Source organism: Alteromonas sp. W12 (assembly GCF_001924945.1).
Lineage (GTDB): Bacteria > Pseudomonadota > Gammaproteobacteria > Enterobacterales > Alteromonadaceae > Alteromonas > Alteromonas macleodii.
Genome location: NZ_LQXH01000001.1, coordinates 961,533 through 979,659, shown reverse-complemented (window position 1 = coordinate 979,659; position 18,127 = coordinate 961,533). Strand labels below are relative to the sequence as shown.

Sequence of the window (18,127 nt, the reverse complement as noted above, 5' to 3'; positions counted from 1 at the left end):
ATGCTATATATGATTTGTGCAACCGATGTGGCGGACAGTCTAGAAAAACGCCTAGCGGCGCGACCTGCTCACCTTGAACGTTTGAATGCATTAAAAGATGCGGGCCGTTTAGTTATGGCAGGCCCCTTCCCTGCTGTTGATAGCCCAGATCCTGGTCCAGCCGGATTTACTGGTTCGCTAGTAGTAGCAGAGTTTGATTCACTAGAAGCTGCTCAAGCATGGGCAGACGCCGACCCGTACATCGAAGCTGGTGTTTACGAAAGTGTTGTAGTTAAACCTTACAAAAAGGTTTTGCCTTAACTTTTAGCTAAACGCTATGTAGTAAACTGCGATAAATAACAAAAGCCCCTTAAGACCGAATAGTTCCGGTTTTAAGGGGCTTTTTTGTTGCTTCAACAGTAACAAAGCTAACACTTATTTATCGAACTAGTGTGGACAGACACTCATTTACTAAACTAATGAGGACACACACTCGTCAACTAGTGTGCAACTAGTGTGGACAGTCACTCATTTACTAAACTAATGAGGACACACACTCGTAATTATTTGCCAAGCTTCATACTGTTGATAATGGACAGTCACTTAATAATCAGCCAACATTCGCAATAAACAATCCCTTGTGGACAGACACTCGCTCCTCTGAGTAAGTGTCCCAGCGCCTCAAAACTTCGTCATAAAATTGGCCCATTATACTGCGTTTAAAGATCGACCTTTTCGTGTTCACCCATCTCTTCTGGCTTTACGGTTTTACCAGTAAGCATTTTAAACATGCCTTTGAGTGAAGGGTCTGCATCCCACACTTCTGCATCTATAAGTTCGAAGCGAAGCATTAATAAAGAAGGATCATCTTTACCTTTCTCGAACCATGCTTCTACTGGATTAGACCAGTATTTAGCAATCACCTCTTTACGTGATTCAACAGTGAGATTGCCTCGGATACAAGCAAATACATCATGACCTTTGGATGCAAAATGAACCATGGCTTTTCCACCTTTAGCAATGCGGTTGTCTCGACTAGTGTAAAACCAAAACTCGCTATCAGCGTCTTTATCAAGCTGGGCGTACATAGGCTCGGCATGCATATCCTCGCCTACCAGACTTACCATTACTTTTGGACTATCTGACATTGCTTTCCACATTGTTTTCTTAATATCGCTAGACATAGCTCCTCCTTGTTGAAAATAAGTGTCTGTCCGACGTTACTATTGAATTGAGCAGTTGAACTAAACGCCTTATTTTCATTTTATTGATTCATCTGAAGCTTATGCCTCGCACGTGGCATGCCAAAAAAGTCAATATCATCCCGCTCAGCTGCCAAAAGAGTTATTGAGAAACGTAAGCTCTTCACTACACGCCAGTTAGGTACAGCTTTGGACACACTTTCGTAGATCCAAATGAGCGTTGTGAACTATTTTACAAAAACCGTGGACAGTCACTCGTTTGCACAATAAACATTGATCTCCCTTATTAACAATCAACAAAGTGGACAGACACTTTTTCAAAGTAGGAGTAAAGATTACTCAATATGACTTACTAACGAGAGCACTTAAATATATGCGTCACTTTGAAGCTTAGAAATAGACTTGTGGACAGACACTCTCATTTTGACTTGTGGCCTCTTAGCAACTAAGTGTCTGTCCACAATATTTGCTCTTTCGTAAATGCCATTTACTTAAGGCTTATATACAGCTTTTGCTCCGCAAGGTAGACTAAACCTAGTTCAGAATGGGTTCAGTTAACCAAGTTATACTTATCTGTAGTTTGGCCTGAGTGGGATAATAATTGTGAGGTTGTATGAAATTATCGCTTCGTGTTGCAGTAGTTTGTTTAGTGTTAGCTTTGTCTAACACAGCGCCAGCTTTGGCGTTTCAAGACTCTGGCGGCGATATATCAAAAAGCGAAGCTGCTGAGCGTGCTCGCGTTGCTGTAAATGGACGCGTCTTAAAAGTTGAACAGACCTCAAAAAACTACCGGGTAAAAGTACTTAAAAAGTCAGGGCGAGTAGTATCAGTAGATGTAGACAAACGCTCAGGCAAGGTAAAAACAAATAAAGATAAGGACTAACATGCGTATCCTCGTAGCCGAAGACGATAGCAGATTATTAACCCAGCTTGATGCGCTCCTTCAGCAAAATGGCTATAGCGTAGACCTCGCAGATAATGGCGAGCACGCGCTTTTTCTCATTAAAGAATATAGCTATGACCTGGCTATCGTCGACATCGGCATGCCAAAGCTAGACGGATTTGAGGTCATACGAAAAGCCCGTCAAGCTGATATTTCCTGCCCTATACTCATTTTAACTGCTAGAGATAGGTGGCAAGAGAAAGTGGAAGGCCTTGATGCCGGAGCCGATGACTACCTCACCAAACCCTTTCATAACGAAGAGTTACTTGCTCGAACAAAAGCACTAATTCGACGAGCTTCAGGACAAGCGAACCCAACCATTCAGTTCGGCCCTATCTCACTAGATACCGTTAGTGAAGAACTATCGTTAAACGGTCAAGCTCTGGATCTAACAGCTTACGAATACAAAGTCATGGAGTACCTTATGCTTAACCCGCAAAAGGTCATCTCAAAAACAGAGCTAACCGAGCACATTTATGACCAAGATTTCGATTTAGATAGTAATGTCATAGAGGTTTTCGTTGGAAGACTGCGGAAAAAGCTGGACCCGACCGGTGAGTTAAAGCCAATCGAAACCCTTCGAGGTAGAGGCTATAGGATAAATAGAAGTTTATGAGGCAATTGTCGCTACGTCTTCGGAGTATCTTTCTAGCGATTGTTCTTCTAGCGTTATTTGCGCCCTTTACTGTTGTCATTTTAGACGAGGCATATACTGATAGCCTTACGCAAGCCAAGATGAGTGAGCTTAGGTTGATGAACTTAGGTCTGTTATCGGCTTTCGAGTTAGATGGCGACCTGCCCTATATGCCTGAAATTTTATACGAAGAGCAGTTAAACCTTCCGGGATCAGGTTATCTTGGCGTGATTGTGTTTCGAGACGAAGTAATTTGGCAGTCAGCCTCAGCTCTTGAATATACCTTTGCACCACCTGAGATAGACGTTGCAGTCGGTAACGAGTTATTTTTGGATTCTCATACACCTAAGTTTGAAGAAGATTCCGAGTTTTTTGTATACGCCTTTACTGCGGAATTTGCTTCAAGTAGAGACTTCGAGCCTGTTCGGTTTTATATATTTAACAGTAAAGCACTTTTTGAAGCAGAGCGGAATACATTCTTAGACACGACGTGGCAGTGGATTTTCACGCTCTGTATAGCGCTCCTAATTTTTATTATTATCGGGATTAGCCTAGTACTTCTTCCTGTTAGGAAGTTAATTGACGAAATTTCACAAGCCTCAAGTGGACATAAACGCCAGTTAGAATCACGCTATCCCGTTGAATTCGATTCCTTAAAACAATCCATTAATGGTTTGCTTCAAACTGAGGCCGCCCAAAGGGCGAGATATAAAAACAGTTTAGGAGACTTAGCACATAGTTTGAAGACGCCTTTGGCAGTAGCATCGGGCACTAGCGATTTACCTACTGAGGTAAACGAAGCATTACAGCAAATTGACCGAATCATCAAACGCCAGCTGAAAAGAGCGAGTGCTGGAAAATCTGGCTGGCAACAAGCTATCTATATATTACCCATTTTGCACAAGCTTGCCGATGCAATGGACAAGGTCTACCAAGATAAAGCCCTTACTATTGAGTTTGAACTGGATGAGGATACTCAGTTTAAAGGAGACGAGACCGACTTCATGGAACTATGTGGCAACCTTCTAGACAATGCATGTAAAGCAGCGACCAATAGAATTATCGTATCAGTGACGAAAAGTGATGGTTGGCTAACAATTAAAGTAGAAGACGACGGCCCTGGTATTCCTGACGACAAAAAAGTGCTTTTGTTAGAACGAGGAACTCGACTTGATACCTATACAGAAGGCCACGGAATAGGCATGGCGTTGGCGGCCGATTTAGTTTCAATCTACGAAGGTAGAATGCTCATCGAGGACAGTTCGCTTGGCGGTGCTCGTATCGTTATTCAATTTCCCAATCACGAATAGTGCTTTAAAAAGTACAACGAAGTTTGTGCATGACCGTTAAATCCTTGAGCTTTCAATTGCTCTAGTATGAAAGTGGACAGACACTTGAGTTCCTACAAAAATTTGGTGCGTATGGAAAGTGGACACACACTTAATTTTGCCCAAAAGTTTGGGGCAGACAGACACATTCTCAATTGACTGTTTAGCTAGAGACCAATGAGAGATTTTTTTAATCGATTGAATGTCTGTCCACTTTCTACTTCCACTAAGTTACGACGCAGACTTCTCACCTTCACTCGATAACAGCACAGCAAGCCACTTGCTCTCTTCGCGAGACTCTAATGCTATTTTTACCACCATGGTTAACGGAACTGATAGCAACATTCCAACGGTGCCTAGCAGCCACCCCCAAAATATTAACGAAAGGAATACTACAAGTGTAGAGAGCCCCATGCCCTTACCCATCAATCGAGGTTCCACCATATTACCCATGATGGTATTAACAAGCACAAAGCCAAGCGCTGCGAAACCTGCTGAGGCTGGCCCAAGTTGAACAAAGGCTATCAACACTGCGGGCACAGCAGCGATAATTGAGCCAATGTTAGGAATAAAGTTGAGCATGAAAGCCAACACAGCCCAAAGCATGAAATGATCTACTCCCATCACATACAGCCAAATACCAATAATCAGACCTGTTCCTAAACTGACCACAGTTTTTATCGCTAAGTAACTGTTCACAGAGCGAATAAATCTGTCGATATGCTTTAGTTTCATTCCTGGATCGGCAAGGGCAATATGCAACCGGCGTGGAATACTGTCTGCTTCAAAAAGCATGAAAATGACAGTAAGAAGAATAAGGAAAAGGTTTGAAAGTACGCCGCCCATTCCGCTGATGAAATTTGTTGCTACAGACATAGCCGTTGCGGGGTCAAGGTGCGAAGCGATTAACTCTCTATTGATGTGAATATTAAATTCAGCCAATTTGGACACAACCCAGGCAAACTCTGTATCAAGCTTACTTCTATATTCTGGCAAATTTTCTCGAAACTCGGTCATAGACTGGCCAACTAAGCCAGCTAAAAGAAAACCAAAAACAACGATAAGCAGTATAACAAAAGTTATAGAGAGCCATTTAGGCACGCCAAATTTCGAAGTCCAACGTATTATTGGGCTACACGCGATCGCTATAAAAATAGAGAGAAAAAACGGTACCATGATCGTACTGGCGGCTTTAATACCAGCCATTACCACTACTAAACATGCTAAAACGATTAGAATTTTTGCTGTTGGCGAGCGTAGTTCCATTGACATTTTGTGCTACATTCCTGACTGAAACGACAACACTTTACAACGACTTATAAACAACTACAAACAAGAGACTTCAATGAACTTTAATCTTGCCACTATTAAAATTAAAAACTTAAGACTACGCACATACATCGGCATCAATGAAGATGAAATAAAAAACAAGCAGGACGTTGTTGTTAACGTGAAAATTGATTACGACGCTGAAAAAGCGACGAACACCGACGATATGAGTGATGCGCTTAACTATAAAACGATTACAAAGGCAATCATCAAGCTTGTAGAAGACAACCGTTTTTCTCTTCTGGAAAAACTTACCGCCGATGTGCTAAGCATTGCCGCAGAACATTCTTCGGTGCGCTACGCTGAGGTTGAGGTCGATAAGCCCCATGCCCTCAGATTTTCTGATTCCGTGTCCCTGACGCTATCTTGCAATAAGACGGGATAAGGTCATACCTCGAGGAGCTAATTGTGAACATTCTTTTGACCGGTGGAACAGGGCTGATAGGAAGCGAATTTATTCGTCAATATTCTCGAGAACATGAATTTACGGTGATTTCTCGCGACTTTGCAAAGGCAAAGAGCAAATTGGGGGATAACGTCAAAATCGTCGAGAACGTTTCTTCGATAGAAAATTTTGAAAGTTTCGACGCAGTAATTAATTTAGCTGGTGAGCCTATCGCCGATAAGCGGTGGACAGACACTCAAAAGAAAATAATTTGCAATAGCCGCTGGGACATCACTTCTGAGCTAGTCTCAAAAATAAATAGTTGTGATGCGCCTCCGCCTGTTTTCTTATCGGGCTCCGCGATTGGTTACTACGGCAATCAAGGAGACAAGCTTGTAACTGAAGAAACTCCTCCTCATAACGAGTTCACCCATGAACTGTGCGCTAAATGGGAGACTATTGCCCAAAGTGTAGATCAAGCTAAGACACGTGTCGTAACGCTTCGAACTGGTGTAGTTCTCACCGAAAAAGGCGGAGCGTTAGGAAAAATGGCACTACCGTTTAAATTGGGGGCCGGAGGTACACTTGGGAGTGGTAGTCAGTATTTGGCCTGGATCCACTTACAAGATATGGTGCGTGCTATCTCCTTCTTGCTCGAGAATAGTGCATGTTCTGGTGCATTTAATTTAACGGCACCAGAACCAGTGACGAACAAGGAGTTCTCTAAAGCGCTCGCAAAATCACTTAACCGACCTTGCCTGTTCAATGTCCCGGGCTTTGTTATGAAAGTAGCAATGGGCGAATCGTCGACGATGATACTTGAGGGGCAAAGAGTCATTCCTCAAAAGCTTACTACCGCCGGCTTCAGTTTTGAATTCCCTTCTATCGACGAGGCGCTAAGAGAGATATATCACGCTTAAATGAATTACTGAAATTCGTTATGTGCCTTTTGGACAGACACTCATTTGAATTGAGTGACTGTCCAATGCCCTTAATCCAAACGGCACTTAACCGAGTGTCTGTCCGTTTTGTATTAAAGCGCATTTTAAACTAACGCAACAATACCTAAACCATATTCCGCAGCATCTGACTGGTATTAAGTGTAAGCAAACGCCAGCATCCAAACGCACCTAATATGCCTACAACGACAGCGCCAACACTTGGCGCTATTGCCCAGTATTCTGGGTGTAAGCTTGCTTCCATTTGAAATACTGAGGTTTGAAGTAAATAAAGGCTCAACTCATTGGCCATTGCTGCCATAAAGCCTGCTACTACACCAATGATAACAAACTCGAAAATAACACTTTTTCTTATCAATGCCCCCTTTGCACCGAGTGTTCGAAGTATGGCTATTTCCTGTCTGCGTTCATCCATGCTCGCCTGTACTTGAGCAATCAATACTAAGCTGCCCGCTAACAATACCAGCACCAAAATAAATTCAACGGCAACAGACACTTGATCCACAATCTCTCGCAACTGATTAATTCGAGCATCAACGTCGAACATAGTTATTGATGCAAACGGTTTAAGTAGGTTAGTTAACTCTGCCTTTCTCTCGGTAGGAAGGTAGAAACTAGTAATATAAGTTGGGCTAAATGCAGTCATCGCCTCGGGATGAATGACGAAGAAGAAGTTGGGCTGCATGGTTTGCCAATTCACCGTACGGATACTGGTTACTTTCGTTTCGACAATCTCGCTGCCCACATTAAAAGTAAGCCGATCGCCCATCTTAATGTTCAACCTTTCTGCAACGCCTTCTTCAACGGAAACCGGGAACCATCCTTCGCTGTATTGTTTATCCTCATCGCCATGCCAGTTCCCATCAATAACCTCGTTTTCTTTTTGAAGCGTGTTACTCCAAGTTAGGTTCGCTTCTCTGCCTAAACCTCTTCGGCCTTCTCGATTCGGCTCATCTTCTTTAGAAACCTCGGTGTTTACCCCTTCTCCATTTACCGAAACAAATCGACCTCGAATGACAGGATAAAACTCTTCGATTTTTACGCCATTGTCAGCGAAGTGTCTGTCCAACTCGGGTTGAATATCCGGCGTAATGTTAATTAAGAAGTAATTCGGTGTACCTTCTGGCAATTGCGAGCGCCATTGCGAAACCATATCGTTGCGCATTACCAGCACCACTAAAAGCAACATAATGGTGACGGAAAAGCTAATAAGCTGCACGCTGTTGTCCATTGCACGTCGCTTAATACGTGCCCATGCCAACTGCCACGCCCCCATTCTTCCACTGCCCAGCTTGCGACCTACTGCAATTAAGATATACGTAGCACCAAGTAATCCGAGCACCAACGCAGCGCCGGAAACGAAAAGAATAGCGCTAATTTTTAAATCGCGGCTATACATCCACATCAATAAAAATATCGCACCACCTGATGCCACGAACTGAATGCTTCTGGAACGTAAATTCGCTGATATGTCCTTTCTTAATACGCGAAGCGGGGGAACTGAAAATAGCTGCAAAAGCGGATATAAGGAAAAAAGCAATGCACACGTAGCGCCTGTAGCAACTGCGATTAAAAGCGGTCGCCAATGCCACACGTCAAGAGATACATCCACTCTGTCCGCTACAAGTGAAACCACCACTTGCTGACCGATAAAACCTATAACGAGGCCAATAAAAATACCAAGCCCAGTGATAAATAAAATTTGGAACAAATAGACTTTTCGAATGGTGCTGCTTGTTGCTCCCAAGGTCTTCATTATTGCAACAGGGTCAAAGTGACGTTGAGCATAACGCTGAGCAGCAACAGCAATGGAAACGGCCGCTAATACTATTGCTAACAAACTCGCTAACAGAAAATAGCGCTCAGCACTTGCGACAGAACGCCCTATCGCTGACTCGTCATCTTCGACTGTACGCCACGAGTGTAAATCGTCATTTAATTGGGGCAATAACCAGGTATTGAAGTTTTCTATGTCACCCGCATCACCGGCAAAAAAGCCCACATAACGAGCGCGACTCCCTGGCCCGGTTATCGCAGTTTTTTCCAAGTCGTTTAAGTTAATTAGCGCAATAGGGTCAGTATTAAACACGCTGAATCCTGCATCTGGAATATCTACCAGTACATGCGTAACGGTAAAAGTGCCGTCGCCAATTTCGATACTATCGCCAATAGAAAGCCCCAAGCTCTGAAAAAGCCGAGACTGTACCCATGCTTCGCCAGATTTTGGTAACTCTGCAGTATTGCGTTTTTCTCCGAACGGCTGGTCAGTAATATTGACTGTCCCTTTCAGTGGATAAGCTTCATTCACAGCTCGCAAATCAACAAGCGACATCTCGTCGCCTTTAAACACCATTGAACGTGTTGCCACCTGCTTTGCCGTCGCAAGGCCCTCTTCTTGGGCTCTAGCCAACCACTCTTCGTTTATAGGATCGTCTGAGCGAAGTTGAGCATCTGCTGCAATAAACGCAGCAGAGCGAGACTTGAGAGCGCCCTGTAAACGCTCACTAAAAAGCGAGAGCGACAACACGGCCGCCACAGATAGCACAATGGCCAGCAATATAATGGTCAGTTCACCACGTCTAGCCTCATGCTTGAAAAGCCGCCAAGCTAAATTAAAAGACGTCGACATCTAAACCGCCTCTTTTTTATTCATTGTGTTCGCGCCGGTTGTTTCAATGAGTTCTCCAGCATTCATAGTGAGTTGCCTGTCACAATGTTCCGCAAGCTCGTTATCATGAGTTACGAGTACGAGAGTTGTGCCTTTTTCTCTATTCATCTCGAACAACAGCGCTTCGATTTTTTCACTATTTTTGGCGTCTAGATTGCCGGTAGGCTCATCGGCGAAAAGAATTTTGGGAGAGGTAATAAATGCTCGCGCTATAGCAACGCGCTGCTGCTCGCCCCCCGACAACTGATTAGGGAAGTGATGCGCGCGATGTTTCAAACCGACTTGCTCTAGAATATCCAAAGCTAGTGCCTTTGGGTTATCAAGTCCTGCAATTTCTGCCGGTAGCATCACATTTTCCAAGGCTGTTAAGCTTTGAACTAACATAAAGCTTTGGAAAATAAAGCCTACTTTATTTCCTCTTAAAATTGCGCGCTCTTCTTCATTCATACTGTGAAGTGCTTCACCATCTAAGAAAATTTCTCCTTCTGTAACTTGGTCAAGCCCTGCTAACAAGCCCAAAAGGGTTGACTTACCCGAGCCTGACGCGCCAATAATGGCAACGGACTCACCAGACTTGACTTCAAAAGAAATAGGACGAAGGATCTGCAGTGAACCTTCACTCGTATCCACTACTTTGGTTACAGCATTAGCTTTTATCATAAGAGGTCATCAATTCGTGTTTGTTAAATTTCGTTATTTGTTCGCTTTTTTACTTATTCTTTTAATACCCTTTCAAGCGCTATCAGATCAAGCAGAGCAGAGCGACACAAGCGAAAATGCGGTTTTACTTATCTTAGGTGACAGTTTATCCGCGGCTTATGGATTACAGCAACATGAGGGTTGGGTCAGTTTGTTACAAAAGATGTGGCAAGACGACAACATTCCGATTGATATTGTAAATGCTGCGGTAAGCGGAGAGACTACTGACGGCGGTTTAGCGCGATTTCCCCGTTTATTAGAGCAACACAACCCTACCCATGTATTGATTGAACTGGGCGGTAATGACGGCCTTCAGGGCCATAATATCGGTAAGATTAGGGATAATTTAGATTCGCTGGTAAGTGTTGCGAAGGAGAGTAATGCCGTAGTGTTTCTGCAAGAAATGCAAATTCCTTCTAATTATGGCAAGCGCTATACGCAGATGTTTACTCAAAACTTCAATAAAGTAGCGGAAGCTCAGGACGTTCAAAAAATTCCCTTTTTCCTTGAAGAAATAGCTTTAAATAAGGATTTAATGCAAAACGATGGTATTCATCCAAATGCTGAGGCACAGCCTTTAATCGCTAATTTTATGGACAGACACTTAAGAAGTTTAATTCTTAGCGCTCAATAATTGTGCTAATCTTATTAAGTGATTTTTTAAATGCGAGGTTTGTTTATGGACGTTTCTTCTGTTAATTCGTCTCCTGTTTCCACTGTCTTAGAATCGCCACAGCGACCTACTCAACAGGTTGAGCCCCGTAATGTGCAAGAAAGTCGCGAGCCTCAGCCTCAGAGCACACAGCAGACCTCAAGCACTAACGATGGGCGTGTGGGTTCTAGAGTTGATGTATACGTTTAAATTCCATCTTATTGAAAACTGTTGGGGACAGACACTCGCTAAATAAGAGTGTCTGTCCTTTTTCCTTTTAGTCTATTTGACGCAACGATGGATTTTATCCGTTGTTAAGCTCGAGTGTCTGTCCACGATTTTCAGTTCTATTTATTCAACTTCGATTGATACTCATAATGAGGTTGAATTGAATGAGCTCTCATTTGAAGTAACCGTCCCTAAAACTGTCCCAAAGACCACTTAAAATTGACGCCGTAAATCTCATAATGTCAATAAATAACTATGGGATACGGATATGCCTCTACCTCGATACAAGCAAATAAATACTGATGTTACACCTTATTACCATTGCATTTCTCGCTGCGTGAGGCAATCTTACCTTTGTGGTCGCGATGCCCGCACTGGCATAAACTATGAGCATAGAAGAAAGTGGATTCAAGACAGGCTCCATAAGCTTTCTCAAGCTTTTGCCATCGACTTATGCGCCTACGCTGTTATGCACAATCACATTCATGTGGTCTTGCATATAGCAAAAGGCAGAGCTGAAGGCTGGACGATGGATGAGGTCTTGCTTCGGTGGAGGATGTTTTATAAATGCCCGCCCGTAGTGCAGCGATATTTAGAAAACTTTGATTCTGTAACGTTAGATGAGCTAGCAGAATTAAAATCACTATCTGTTATATACCGAGAGCGACTTCAAAGCATTAGCTGGTTTATGCGTATGCTCAATGAATACATTGCTCGAAGAGCAAATAAAGAAGATGAATGTAAAGGCTATTTCTGGGAAAGAAGGTTCAAGTCACAAGCTATACTCGATGAGAAAGCACTGGCTAGTGTAATGGCTTACGTAGATTTAAATCCCATTCGAGCAAAAATAGCAACGACGCTAGGCAACTCTCACCATACTAGTATCCAATATCGCTTGAATGCCAAACGCTCGAATAAAACGCCTAAGTTTTTGATGCCCTTTAGCGATAGTCACTACAAGAGCACGGTGCCGTTGCCCTTCGCATTCAGTGATTATTTGCAGCTTATAACTGATACACTTAACGCGGAGCGCAATAACGATACCTGCATAACCCCAAAGCTTCCTAACCGCTTGCTAAGTAAGCTTGGCATGACAAAAGAGAACTGGCAGCTAGTAACCAGTAATTTTGAAACACTTTTTACTGGGCCTGTCGGTTGCCCCGAGATGATGGAGAATTTCGCCAAATGCTGCAAAAGAGCATGTCGTCCAAACGTTGCAAATGCCCAAAGGTATCTGTCGTGAACCTCTAACGCCATTGCAAAAATGCTTGGCTAAATATCGGCTTGGCGTGCAAGCACATCAACAATGTCCTGAGATTTCGTTAGGCGCCTTATGTCGTTGAACAGAACTTCAGCTTCAGGGTATTGTCTTTTCAGATAGCCGCACCATTGCTTAATTCGGTTGGGGTAATATTTGCCCTTATCACCAAAAATTTCGTAGCCAGAGTACTGAATCAGCAAAGCAGCCAGTTCAGACCATGGCATAGGTGCAACCCCCTCCTTAATGCTCAGCGCCAAATTAGGCATTGCCAATGCACCTCGTCCAATCATAAGGTTGGTACACTCTGATTGGCTCTGACAACGCTGAGCGTCTTCAGCGTTCCAAATCTCACCATTTGCGACAAGTGGAATATCGGTGTGTTGCTTGATCTTCGCTATCCAGTCCCAATAAGCCGGTGGTTTATACCCCTCCGTTTTGGTCCGCGCATGAACAACGAGCTCAGAAGCGCCCGCTTCAGTGATAGCTATAGCATTCTCGACAGCTAAAGATTTGTCTTCAAAACCTAGTCTGATTTTGGCTGAAACTGGGATTTCTGCAGGAACAGCATCCCTAACAGCTTTCACAATGTCATAAAGGGTTTGGGTTTCTTTCAACAAAACCGCCCCGCCCTTACTTTTATTAACTGTTTTGGCAGGGCAACCAAAATTTAGGTCAACACCAGGAGAGCCCAGCTCTATTGCTGTTTGTGCATTCTCTGCAAGCCACTGTGGATGTTGTCCTAATAATTGAACTCGGACAGGCACACCTGCCGGAGTTTTGCCTCCATTGTGAAGCTCAGGGCAAAGTCTATAAAACGTTTTCTTTGGTAACTTTTGATCGACCACTCTTACAAATTCAGTAACGCACTGATCGAAACCACCCACGCGAGTGAGCATATCTCTCATTAAGTGGTCGACAACGCCCTCCATAGGGGCAAGCATTACTTTCATTGCAAAAATCTCAGTTTATAGAACATAAAATCGGCGCGGGAGTTTAGCAAAAAGCACTTATATCAGCCAGGCTTTGATGCTTAGTTTTTCAACTTCTGTGACTGTCTATTTAAGGTGCATTTAAGGTGGTTTTAAATTGCAGCTATTTAAATTTAGTAAGTGTCTGTCCGCTAGACACTTTAATTCATGTGAGAATGATGCTGGCTTCTAATTTTGTACGAATGGAGAAAGCTTGTGTGTCTGTCCGTTCGTTCGTTTAAATTTAGTAAGTGTCTGTCCGCTGAACACTTTAATTCATGTGAGAATGATGCTGGTTTCTAATTTTGTACGAATGGAGAAAGCTTGTGTGTCTGTCCATACGTAGAAAGTTCTTGATAGAAGTCCGCACTTAGCCTATTTACGAGGCTGTAACTGGGTAGCGGCTTCCTTTTCTAAATTTTCAAGGCGAGTGAATACGGCCTTCTTTTGATTATCTGTGTATGTCCGCCAATTAATGATTTCTTCAATCGTACGTTTACACCCAATGCAAATGTCTTCGTCGGTTAATTTGCACAAGGCTACACATGGGGAAATTAAGTTCATAAAGCTTCTGTTTTATCCAGACCGTCTTTTTTACTCTCTACTCGCGAAGCTACTATAGCTGCCATTGTAGCTTCTGATAGCTCTTTATTGGACCACAAACAAACATGACAACCAAAGCGCGATTCAAGATATGAGGAAAACTCAGTGTCTGTCCCACAGTCATACCTCACTAAATTTTGCTTTTTACCGTCGTAAATAACCGCAGAATAAGTAAACACAAAGAGCCTCCTAAAAAAGAGGCCCAAATATACATCTAGACGTCTAAACGTTCAAGCGTCTAATTTAAATAATCGAGTGCAGCGCAAATTGCGGCCACCTGAGCATCATTGCAATTCTCGGGTGTCGCATTATCGCTATCGGGATAGACTTCTGTGGTTGTGACGTACTTAGCATCTGTCATACCTCCACAAAGGTACAACGACTTCTTGTCATAGCAAATTACACCTTCACTCACCACATCTGCACCTATAATCTTTCCGTTTTCATCGGCCGGTGCGATATGCGTTACTTTTTTCACAGCCTCAATAACTGCTTTTTGAAACTCTATTTGGGGGCTTGGAGTATTAGCAACCGTATAGAAACCATCTGGAATGTTCCAGTTATCATCGCTCACCCCATCCCGTGCAGCTAGTGCTGGTCTAAACTCACTATTGTCCGTGTCTGTCGTTTCATGCAAATCAATATGAAGCGTAAGAGATAACGCTAAGTCAGATACTAATTGCATAAGCTGAGCAGACTCAGGTGCAGGAGAATCACTGTAAAACGAGCGATTCGGATCTAATGCCATTGGGTTCCATCGATTTATCGACTCGTATCCCCAGGGACTTACACATGGCACCACAACTATATTTACTTGCTCTGCGTACTGAGCCAACTTTGTTTCAATAAATTGAAGCGCTCCTTGCACACCACTCGTTTCGTAGCCGTGAACACCGCCTGTAACGAGTGCAGACGGCTTTTCAGCGTCAAAACTCTTGGGAATCACAACATATAGTGGGTAACGCGCTGTATCGTAAGGAAGTGCGCCATACTGCTTTAACTCAAAGCCTTCAGGGATAATGTTGAAGAGTTTATTAAGTACTTCTTCCTGATAACTTCTTTTCACAGTCTGCTGTGCTTTCCATTGGGCTTTTTCTTCTTCGCCCCACGGCTCACCAGGAGTTCCAATTGGATAATTCTGCATATAACACCTCTTTTGTATTTTTTAGATCATAACAGTTCAACAAGCTCACGTATCTATCACACAAAAGTTTCTTAAAGGGTTGTGACATGAGTTCTTTACGCATTGAACCTCTGAAAAGTGCTTGCGCGAAGGCATTGACGCCTCTTTTGTAAGAATTGCAAATTCCGATGAAAATGATCGGTGTATGTCTAGGTAGATGGTTTAAAGAGGGAAAGGAGAGTGTCTGTCCACTGAAGCTTTCTTAAAATGGCTTTGCATCTATTTGCTTACAGATTTAATTGCAGTGTCTGTCCACAAAGTTTTAAGCCAGAAACAAAAAAACCAGCCGAATGGCTGGTTTTTTCGATATGGCGTCCCCTAGGGGATTCGAACCCCTGTTACCGCCGTGAAAGGGCGGTGTCCTAGGCCTCTAGACGAAGGGGACTGAAAATTTTCTTTCGAAAGCAACGCTTTCGAGATTTTCAGTTAGGAAAAGTGAGTCAGCGAACTGAGCGACTTTTCCTTACCGAAACTTTCAGTCAGAAGTTGAATAATCAACTCCAGCCTATTTCACAGTTTTAACCGACTGTGACGCGATAAAATGGCGTCCCCTAGGGGATTCGAACCCCTGTTACCGCCGTGAAAGGGCGGTGTCCTAGGCCTCTAGACGAAGGGGACTGAAAATTTTCTTTCGAAAGTAACGCTTTCGAGATTTCAGTTAGGAAAAGTGAGTCAGCGAACTGAGCGACCTTACCCTACCGAAACTTTCAGTCAGAAGTTGAATAATCAACTCCAGCCTATTTCACAGTTTTAATCGACTGTGACGCGATAAAATGGCGTCCCCTAGGGGATTCGAACCCCTGTTACCGCCGTGAAAGGGCGGTGTCCTAGGCCTCTAGACGAAGGGGACTGAAAATCTTCTGTCGAAAGCACCGCTTTCGAGATTTCAGTTAGGAAAAGTGAGTCAGCGAACTGAGCGACCTTTCCTTACTGAAACTTTCAGTCAGAAGTTGATTAATCAACTCCAGCCTATTTCACAGTTTTAATCGACTGTGACGCGATAATATGGCGTCCCCTAGGGGATTCGAACCCCTGTTACCGCCGTGAAAGGGCGGTGTCCTAGGCCTCTAGACGAAGGGGACTGAATTCTTTCTTCGAAACTAAGTTTTCGAATTTTCAGTCCGAAGCTGCGTTAACAACTTCAGCCTATATCAAACCACATCTCAATGTGACTTGGTGGAGCCAGGCGGGATCGAACCGCCGACCTCCTGCATGCCATGCAGGCGCTCTCCCAGCTGAGCTATGGCCCCATCATGGTACCAGTCATTTTGTGTGACTGTTCCGTGACAGCGGGGCGCATTCTAGGCATCCCCCCCTGTCATGTCAACGCTTTTTTTATGAATTTTCTCTGTTTGCTATAAAAGTAAGCGCTTTGTCGATTCTCTCGCCAATTTTCTCTTTTGAGATAAGATTCAACGTGATATCTAACGACGGTGAATTACCACCACCTGTCACAGCTACACGCAGCGGCATACCTACTTTCCCCATGCCCACTTCCAATTCTTCGGCTGTACTATTTATAGCAGCCTGAATATTTTCTGGGTTCCACTCTTCAATTGCCATTAATTTATCTTTAGCAAGCTCTAATGGGCCGCGAGCGACTGGACGAAGGTGTTTTTTCGCTGCGTTCGCATCAAAATCTTCATAGTCTTGATAAAAGTACGTAGAAATCTCAGCTAATTCTTTAAGCGTTTTTACTCTATCGGCCTGAATAGCGATAATAGATTCGAGCGCAGGGCCTGTCGTTAAATCAACATTCAACTCTTCAAAGTGCCATTTAGCGTGTGACGCAACTTCACTTGCTGGTAATGTCTTAATGTAGTGTTGATTCAACCAGATTAGCTTTTCTGTGTTAAATGCCGATGCAGATTGCCCAATGGCATCTAAGCTGAATTTCTCAATCATTTCATCAACTGAGAAAATTTCTTGGTCGCCGTGAGACCACCCCAACCTAACAAGGTAATTAAGCACAGCTTGCGGTAGGAAACCATCATCGCGATATTGCATCACGCTTACAGCGCCATGACGCTTAGATAACTTCTTGCCGTCATCACCCAAAATCATAGAAACGTGAGCATATTCTGGAACTGGTGCACCAAGCGCTTCAAGAATATTGATTTGACGTGGCGTGTTATTAATATGGTCTTCACCACGAACTACGTGAGTAATACCCATATCCCAATCATCAACAACTACACAGAAGTTATATGTAGGGGTACCGTCAGAGCGCTGAATAATAAGATCGTCTAGCTCAGTATTGCTAATCTCGATTTTTCCACGCACGTGATCATTGATTACCACTTTACCTTCTAGAGGGTTTTTGAAGCGGATAACAAAAGGCTGACCTTCTGGATGATCCGTTCTGTCTCTCCACGTACCTGGGTAGCGAGGCTTCTCACCACGTTCTTTTTGCGCTTCACGAATCGCATCTAACTCTTCAGAGCTCATAAAGCATTTATACGCTTTACCTTCATCCAAAAGCTGCTGAATAAGTTCTTTATATCTATCGAACCGCTCAGTCTGATAGATTGGCCCCGTATCCCACGTTAAACCTAACCATTGCATTCCGTCTAGAATGGCCTGCTTTGCTTCTTCAGTTGAACGCTCGATATCTGTATCTTCAATACGAAGAACAAACTCGCCGCCTTTGCTTTTAGCAAGAAGCCAAGAATAAAGCGCAGTTCGTGCGCCGCCAACGTGAAGATAGCCTGTTGGGCTGGGTGCAAATCGTGTAACAACCGACATGGTCACTCTCTATTGTTAATGTATTTCTAAAGTTGGGCGCATTCTACCAGTGTAAGCGCGACTTCAAAAGTAAGATAAGAATAGAAGGAAAAAGAAATCTCTTGAAGTAGTTTAGATGGTACGAAGAAAGTGAGCTATAAAGTGGACAGACACTTATTGTTGAAGCCCACTTTTTCAAAATTCATTTCTTACTGAAGTGGACACACACTCAAAAAAGTCCAATGATCAGAGAGTGACAGAACCGATAATAGCTTCAAAAAAGTAAGTGGGTGTCCGAAAAGACCAGGTACTTTAAATAAAAAGATTCTGCACGCACTTTATCAGGTTTACGTGAGTGTCTGTCCTTTCTCCTTCTCTCCTT

At 43.4% G+C, this 18,127-nt stretch carries 18 protein-coding genes and 5 tRNA genes; 9 read left to right on the top strand and 14 right to left on the bottom strand.

Translation table 11 applies throughout. From position 1 onward, the window contains the following. Positions 1 to 300, top strand: coding sequence for a YciI family protein (locus tag AWH61_RS04130; RefSeq protein WP_039225734.1), 300 nt, complete (start codon positions 1 to 3; stop codon positions 298 to 300). A gap of 398 nt (positions 301 to 698) precedes the next feature. Here AWH61_RS04130 and AWH61_RS04125 read toward each other — a convergent pair whose 3' ends face one another. Continuing rightward, a complete protein-coding gene (locus tag AWH61_RS04125) occupies positions 699 to 1,163 on the bottom strand; it encodes a pyridoxamine 5'-phosphate oxidase family protein (protein ID WP_075176266.1) in 465 nt (154 codons plus the stop codon). A gap of 631 nt (positions 1,164 to 1,794) precedes the next feature. Here AWH61_RS04125 and AWH61_RS04120 point away from each other — a divergent pair. The 3 genes from AWH61_RS04120 to AWH61_RS04110 are packed head-to-tail and all read left to right on the top strand — an operon-like array spanning position 1,795 to position 4,068. Beyond that, positions 1,795 to 2,064, top strand: a complete 270-nt coding sequence (locus tag AWH61_RS04120) for a PepSY domain-containing protein (protein ID WP_014948937.1) — start codon at positions 1,795 to 1,797, stop codon at positions 2,062 to 2,064. Position 2,065: 1 nt separating this feature from the next. Beyond that, on the top strand, positions 2,066 to 2,740 hold the full coding sequence (locus AWH61_RS04115) for a response regulator transcription factor (RefSeq protein WP_014948936.1): 675 nt from the start codon (positions 2,066 to 2,068) through the stop codon (positions 2,738 to 2,740). Then, a complete protein-coding gene (locus AWH61_RS04110; RefSeq protein ID WP_075176265.1) occupies positions 2,737 to 4,068 on the top strand; it encodes an ATP-binding protein in 1,332 nt (443 codons plus the stop codon). The genes AWH61_RS04115 and AWH61_RS04110 overlap by 4 nt, the downstream gene beginning before the upstream one ends. A 249-nt stretch (positions 4,069 to 4,317) precedes the next feature. Here AWH61_RS04110 and AWH61_RS04105 read toward each other — a convergent pair whose 3' ends face one another. Further along, complete coding sequence (locus AWH61_RS04105) at positions 4,318 to 5,358, bottom strand: AI-2E family transporter (protein ID WP_014948934.1); 1,041 nt, start codon at positions 5,356 to 5,358, stop codon at positions 4,318 to 4,320. 73 nt (positions 5,359 to 5,431) lie between these two features. Here AWH61_RS04105 and folX point away from each other — a divergent pair, with 73 nt between their 5' ends. Together folX and AWH61_RS04095 are read left to right on the top strand one after the other, a co-directional pair. Beyond that, positions 5,432 to 5,800 carry a dihydroneopterin triphosphate 2'-epimerase gene (gene folX / locus AWH61_RS04100; RefSeq protein ID WP_012517852.1) on the top strand — a complete coding sequence of 123 codons (369 nt, stop codon included), beginning with the start codon at positions 5,432 to 5,434 and terminating at the stop codon, positions 5,798 to 5,800. Between the two features lie 23 nt (positions 5,801 to 5,823). Continuing rightward, positions 5,824 to 6,720 carry a TIGR01777 family oxidoreductase gene (locus tag AWH61_RS04095; protein ID WP_075176264.1) on the top strand — a complete coding sequence of 299 codons (897 nt, stop codon included), beginning with the start codon at positions 5,824 to 5,826 and terminating at the stop codon, positions 6,718 to 6,720. Positions 6,721 to 6,865: 145 nt separating this feature from the next. Here AWH61_RS04095 and AWH61_RS04090 read toward each other — a convergent pair whose 3' ends face one another. Both AWH61_RS04090 and AWH61_RS04085 read right to left on the bottom strand, forming a co-directional pair. Further along, entirely contained in the window at positions 6,866 to 9,388 is a 2,523-nt protein-coding gene (locus AWH61_RS04090) for an ABC transporter permease (RefSeq protein ID WP_075176263.1), read from the bottom strand. Next, on the bottom strand, positions 9,389 to 10,087 hold the full coding sequence (locus tag AWH61_RS04085) for an ABC transporter ATP-binding protein (protein WP_075176262.1): 699 nt from the start codon (positions 10,085 to 10,087) through the stop codon (positions 9,389 to 9,391). A gap of 16 nt (positions 10,088 to 10,103) precedes the next feature. On the opposite strand from AWH61_RS04085, the gene AWH61_RS04080 reads away from it, so the two are divergent. From AWH61_RS04080 to AWH61_RS04070, 3 genes are all read left to right on the top strand, one after another. Continuing rightward, positions 10,104 to 10,760 carry an arylesterase gene (locus tag AWH61_RS04080; RefSeq protein ID WP_049586851.1) on the top strand — a complete coding sequence of 219 codons (657 nt, stop codon included), beginning with the start codon at positions 10,104 to 10,106 and terminating at the stop codon, positions 10,758 to 10,760. Positions 10,761 to 10,805: 45 nt separating this feature from the next. After that, positions 10,806 to 10,988, top strand: coding sequence for a hypothetical protein (locus tag AWH61_RS04075; RefSeq protein ID WP_075176654.1), 183 nt, complete (start codon positions 10,806 to 10,808; stop codon positions 10,986 to 10,988). 286 nt (positions 10,989 to 11,274) lie between these two features. Further along, entirely contained in the window at positions 11,275 to 12,249 is a 975-nt protein-coding gene (locus AWH61_RS04070) for a transposase (RefSeq protein ID WP_075176261.1), read from the top strand. Between the two features lie 29 nt (positions 12,250 to 12,278). On the opposite strand, the gene dusC is transcribed toward AWH61_RS04070, so the two are convergent. The 10 genes from dusC to gltX all read right to left on the bottom strand — a co-directional run bounded on the left by dusC (position 12,279) and on the right by gltX (position 17,766). Next, positions 12,279 to 13,217 (bottom strand): tRNA dihydrouridine(16) synthase DusC, encoded by a 939-nt coding sequence (gene dusC / locus AWH61_RS04065; protein ID WP_075176260.1) that lies wholly within the window; start codon positions 13,215 to 13,217, stop codon positions 12,279 to 12,281. A 393-nt stretch (positions 13,218 to 13,610) separates the two neighbouring features. Next, on the bottom strand, positions 13,611 to 13,799 hold the full coding sequence (locus AWH61_RS04060; RefSeq protein ID WP_075176259.1) for a DUF1289 domain-containing protein: 189 nt from the start codon (positions 13,797 to 13,799) through the stop codon (positions 13,611 to 13,613). Next, on the bottom strand, positions 13,796 to 14,017 hold the full coding sequence (locus tag AWH61_RS04055; RefSeq protein ID WP_075176258.1) for a hypothetical protein: 222 nt from the start codon (positions 14,015 to 14,017) through the stop codon (positions 13,796 to 13,798). Before AWH61_RS04055 ends, AWH61_RS04060 begins: the two co-directional genes overlap by 4 nt. Before the next feature lie 59 nt (positions 14,018 to 14,076). Continuing rightward, positions 14,077 to 14,982 carry a M14 family metallopeptidase gene (locus AWH61_RS04050; RefSeq protein WP_075176257.1) on the bottom strand — a complete coding sequence of 302 codons (906 nt, stop codon included), beginning with the start codon at positions 14,980 to 14,982 and terminating at the stop codon, positions 14,077 to 14,079. A 348-nt stretch (positions 14,983 to 15,330) separates the two neighbouring features. Next, positions 15,331 to 15,406: transfer RNA gene (locus tag AWH61_RS04045), tRNA-Glu, on the bottom strand. A 157-nt stretch (positions 15,407 to 15,563) separates the two neighbouring features. After that, positions 15,564 to 15,639, bottom strand: a tRNA-Glu gene (locus AWH61_RS04040). A gap of 156 nt (positions 15,640 to 15,795) precedes the next feature. After that, positions 15,796 to 15,871 (bottom strand) — tRNA-Glu (locus AWH61_RS04035). 156 nt (positions 15,872 to 16,027) lie between these two features. After that, positions 16,028 to 16,103, bottom strand: a tRNA-Glu gene (locus tag AWH61_RS04030). A gap of 92 nt (positions 16,104 to 16,195) precedes the next feature. After that, positions 16,196 to 16,271: transfer RNA gene (locus AWH61_RS04025), tRNA-Ala, on the bottom strand. Between the two features lie 85 nt (positions 16,272 to 16,356). Then, positions 16,357 to 17,766 carry a glutamate--tRNA ligase gene (gene gltX, locus AWH61_RS04020; RefSeq protein ID WP_014948924.1) on the bottom strand — a complete coding sequence of 470 codons (1,410 nt, stop codon included), beginning with the start codon at positions 17,764 to 17,766 and terminating at the stop codon, positions 16,357 to 16,359. Between the last annotated feature and the right edge of the window lie 361 nt (positions 17,767 to 18,127).

Bases quoted from the DNA above. Each gene is read 5' to 3' on its own strand.
- AWH61_RS04130 (WP_039225734.1), top strand. From the start codon at position 1: ATGCTATATATGATTTGTGCAACCGATGTGGCGGACAGTCTAGAAAAA.
- AWH61_RS04125 (WP_075176266.1), bottom strand. From the start codon at position 1,163: ATGTCTAGCGATATTAAGAAAACAATGTGGAAAGCAATGTCAGATAGT.
- AWH61_RS04120 (WP_014948937.1), top strand. From the start codon at position 1,795: ATGAAATTATCGCTTCGTGTTGCAGTAGTTTGTTTAGTGTTAGCTTTG.
- AWH61_RS04115 (WP_014948936.1), top strand. From the start codon at position 2,066: ATGCGTATCCTCGTAGCCGAAGACGATAGCAGATTATTAACCCAGCTT.
- AWH61_RS04110 (WP_075176265.1), top strand. From the start codon at position 2,737: ATGAGGCAATTGTCGCTACGTCTTCGGAGTATCTTTCTAGCGATTGTT.
- AWH61_RS04105 (WP_014948934.1), bottom strand. From the start codon at position 5,358: ATGTCAATGGAACTACGCTCGCCAACAGCAAAAATTCTAATCGTTTTA.
- folX (WP_012517852.1), top strand. From the start codon at position 5,432: ATGAACTTTAATCTTGCCACTATTAAAATTAAAAACTTAAGACTACGC.
- AWH61_RS04090 (WP_075176263.1), bottom strand. From the start codon at position 9,388: ATGTCGACGTCTTTTAATTTAGCTTGGCGGCTTTTCAAGCATGAGGCT.
- AWH61_RS04085 (WP_075176262.1), bottom strand. From the start codon at position 10,087: ATGATAAAAGCTAATGCTGTAACCAAAGTAGTGGATACGAGTGAAGGT.
- AWH61_RS04075 (WP_075176654.1), top strand. From the start codon at position 10,806: ATGGACGTTTCTTCTGTTAATTCGTCTCCTGTTTCCACTGTCTTAGAA.
- AWH61_RS04070 (WP_075176261.1), top strand. From the start codon at position 11,275: ATGCCTCTACCTCGATACAAGCAAATAAATACTGATGTTACACCTTAT.
- dusC (WP_075176260.1), bottom strand. From the start codon at position 13,217: ATGAAAGTAATGCTTGCCCCTATGGAGGGCGTTGTCGACCACTTAATG.
- AWH61_RS04060 (WP_075176259.1), bottom strand. From the start codon at position 13,799: ATGAACTTAATTTCCCCATGTGTAGCCTTGTGCAAATTAACCGACGAA.
- AWH61_RS04050 (WP_075176257.1), bottom strand. From the start codon at position 14,982: ATGCAGAATTATCCAATTGGAACTCCTGGTGAGCCGTGGGGCGAAGAA.
- gltX (WP_014948924.1), bottom strand. From the start codon at position 17,766: ATGTCGGTTGTTACACGATTTGCACCCAGCCCAACAGGCTATCTTCAC.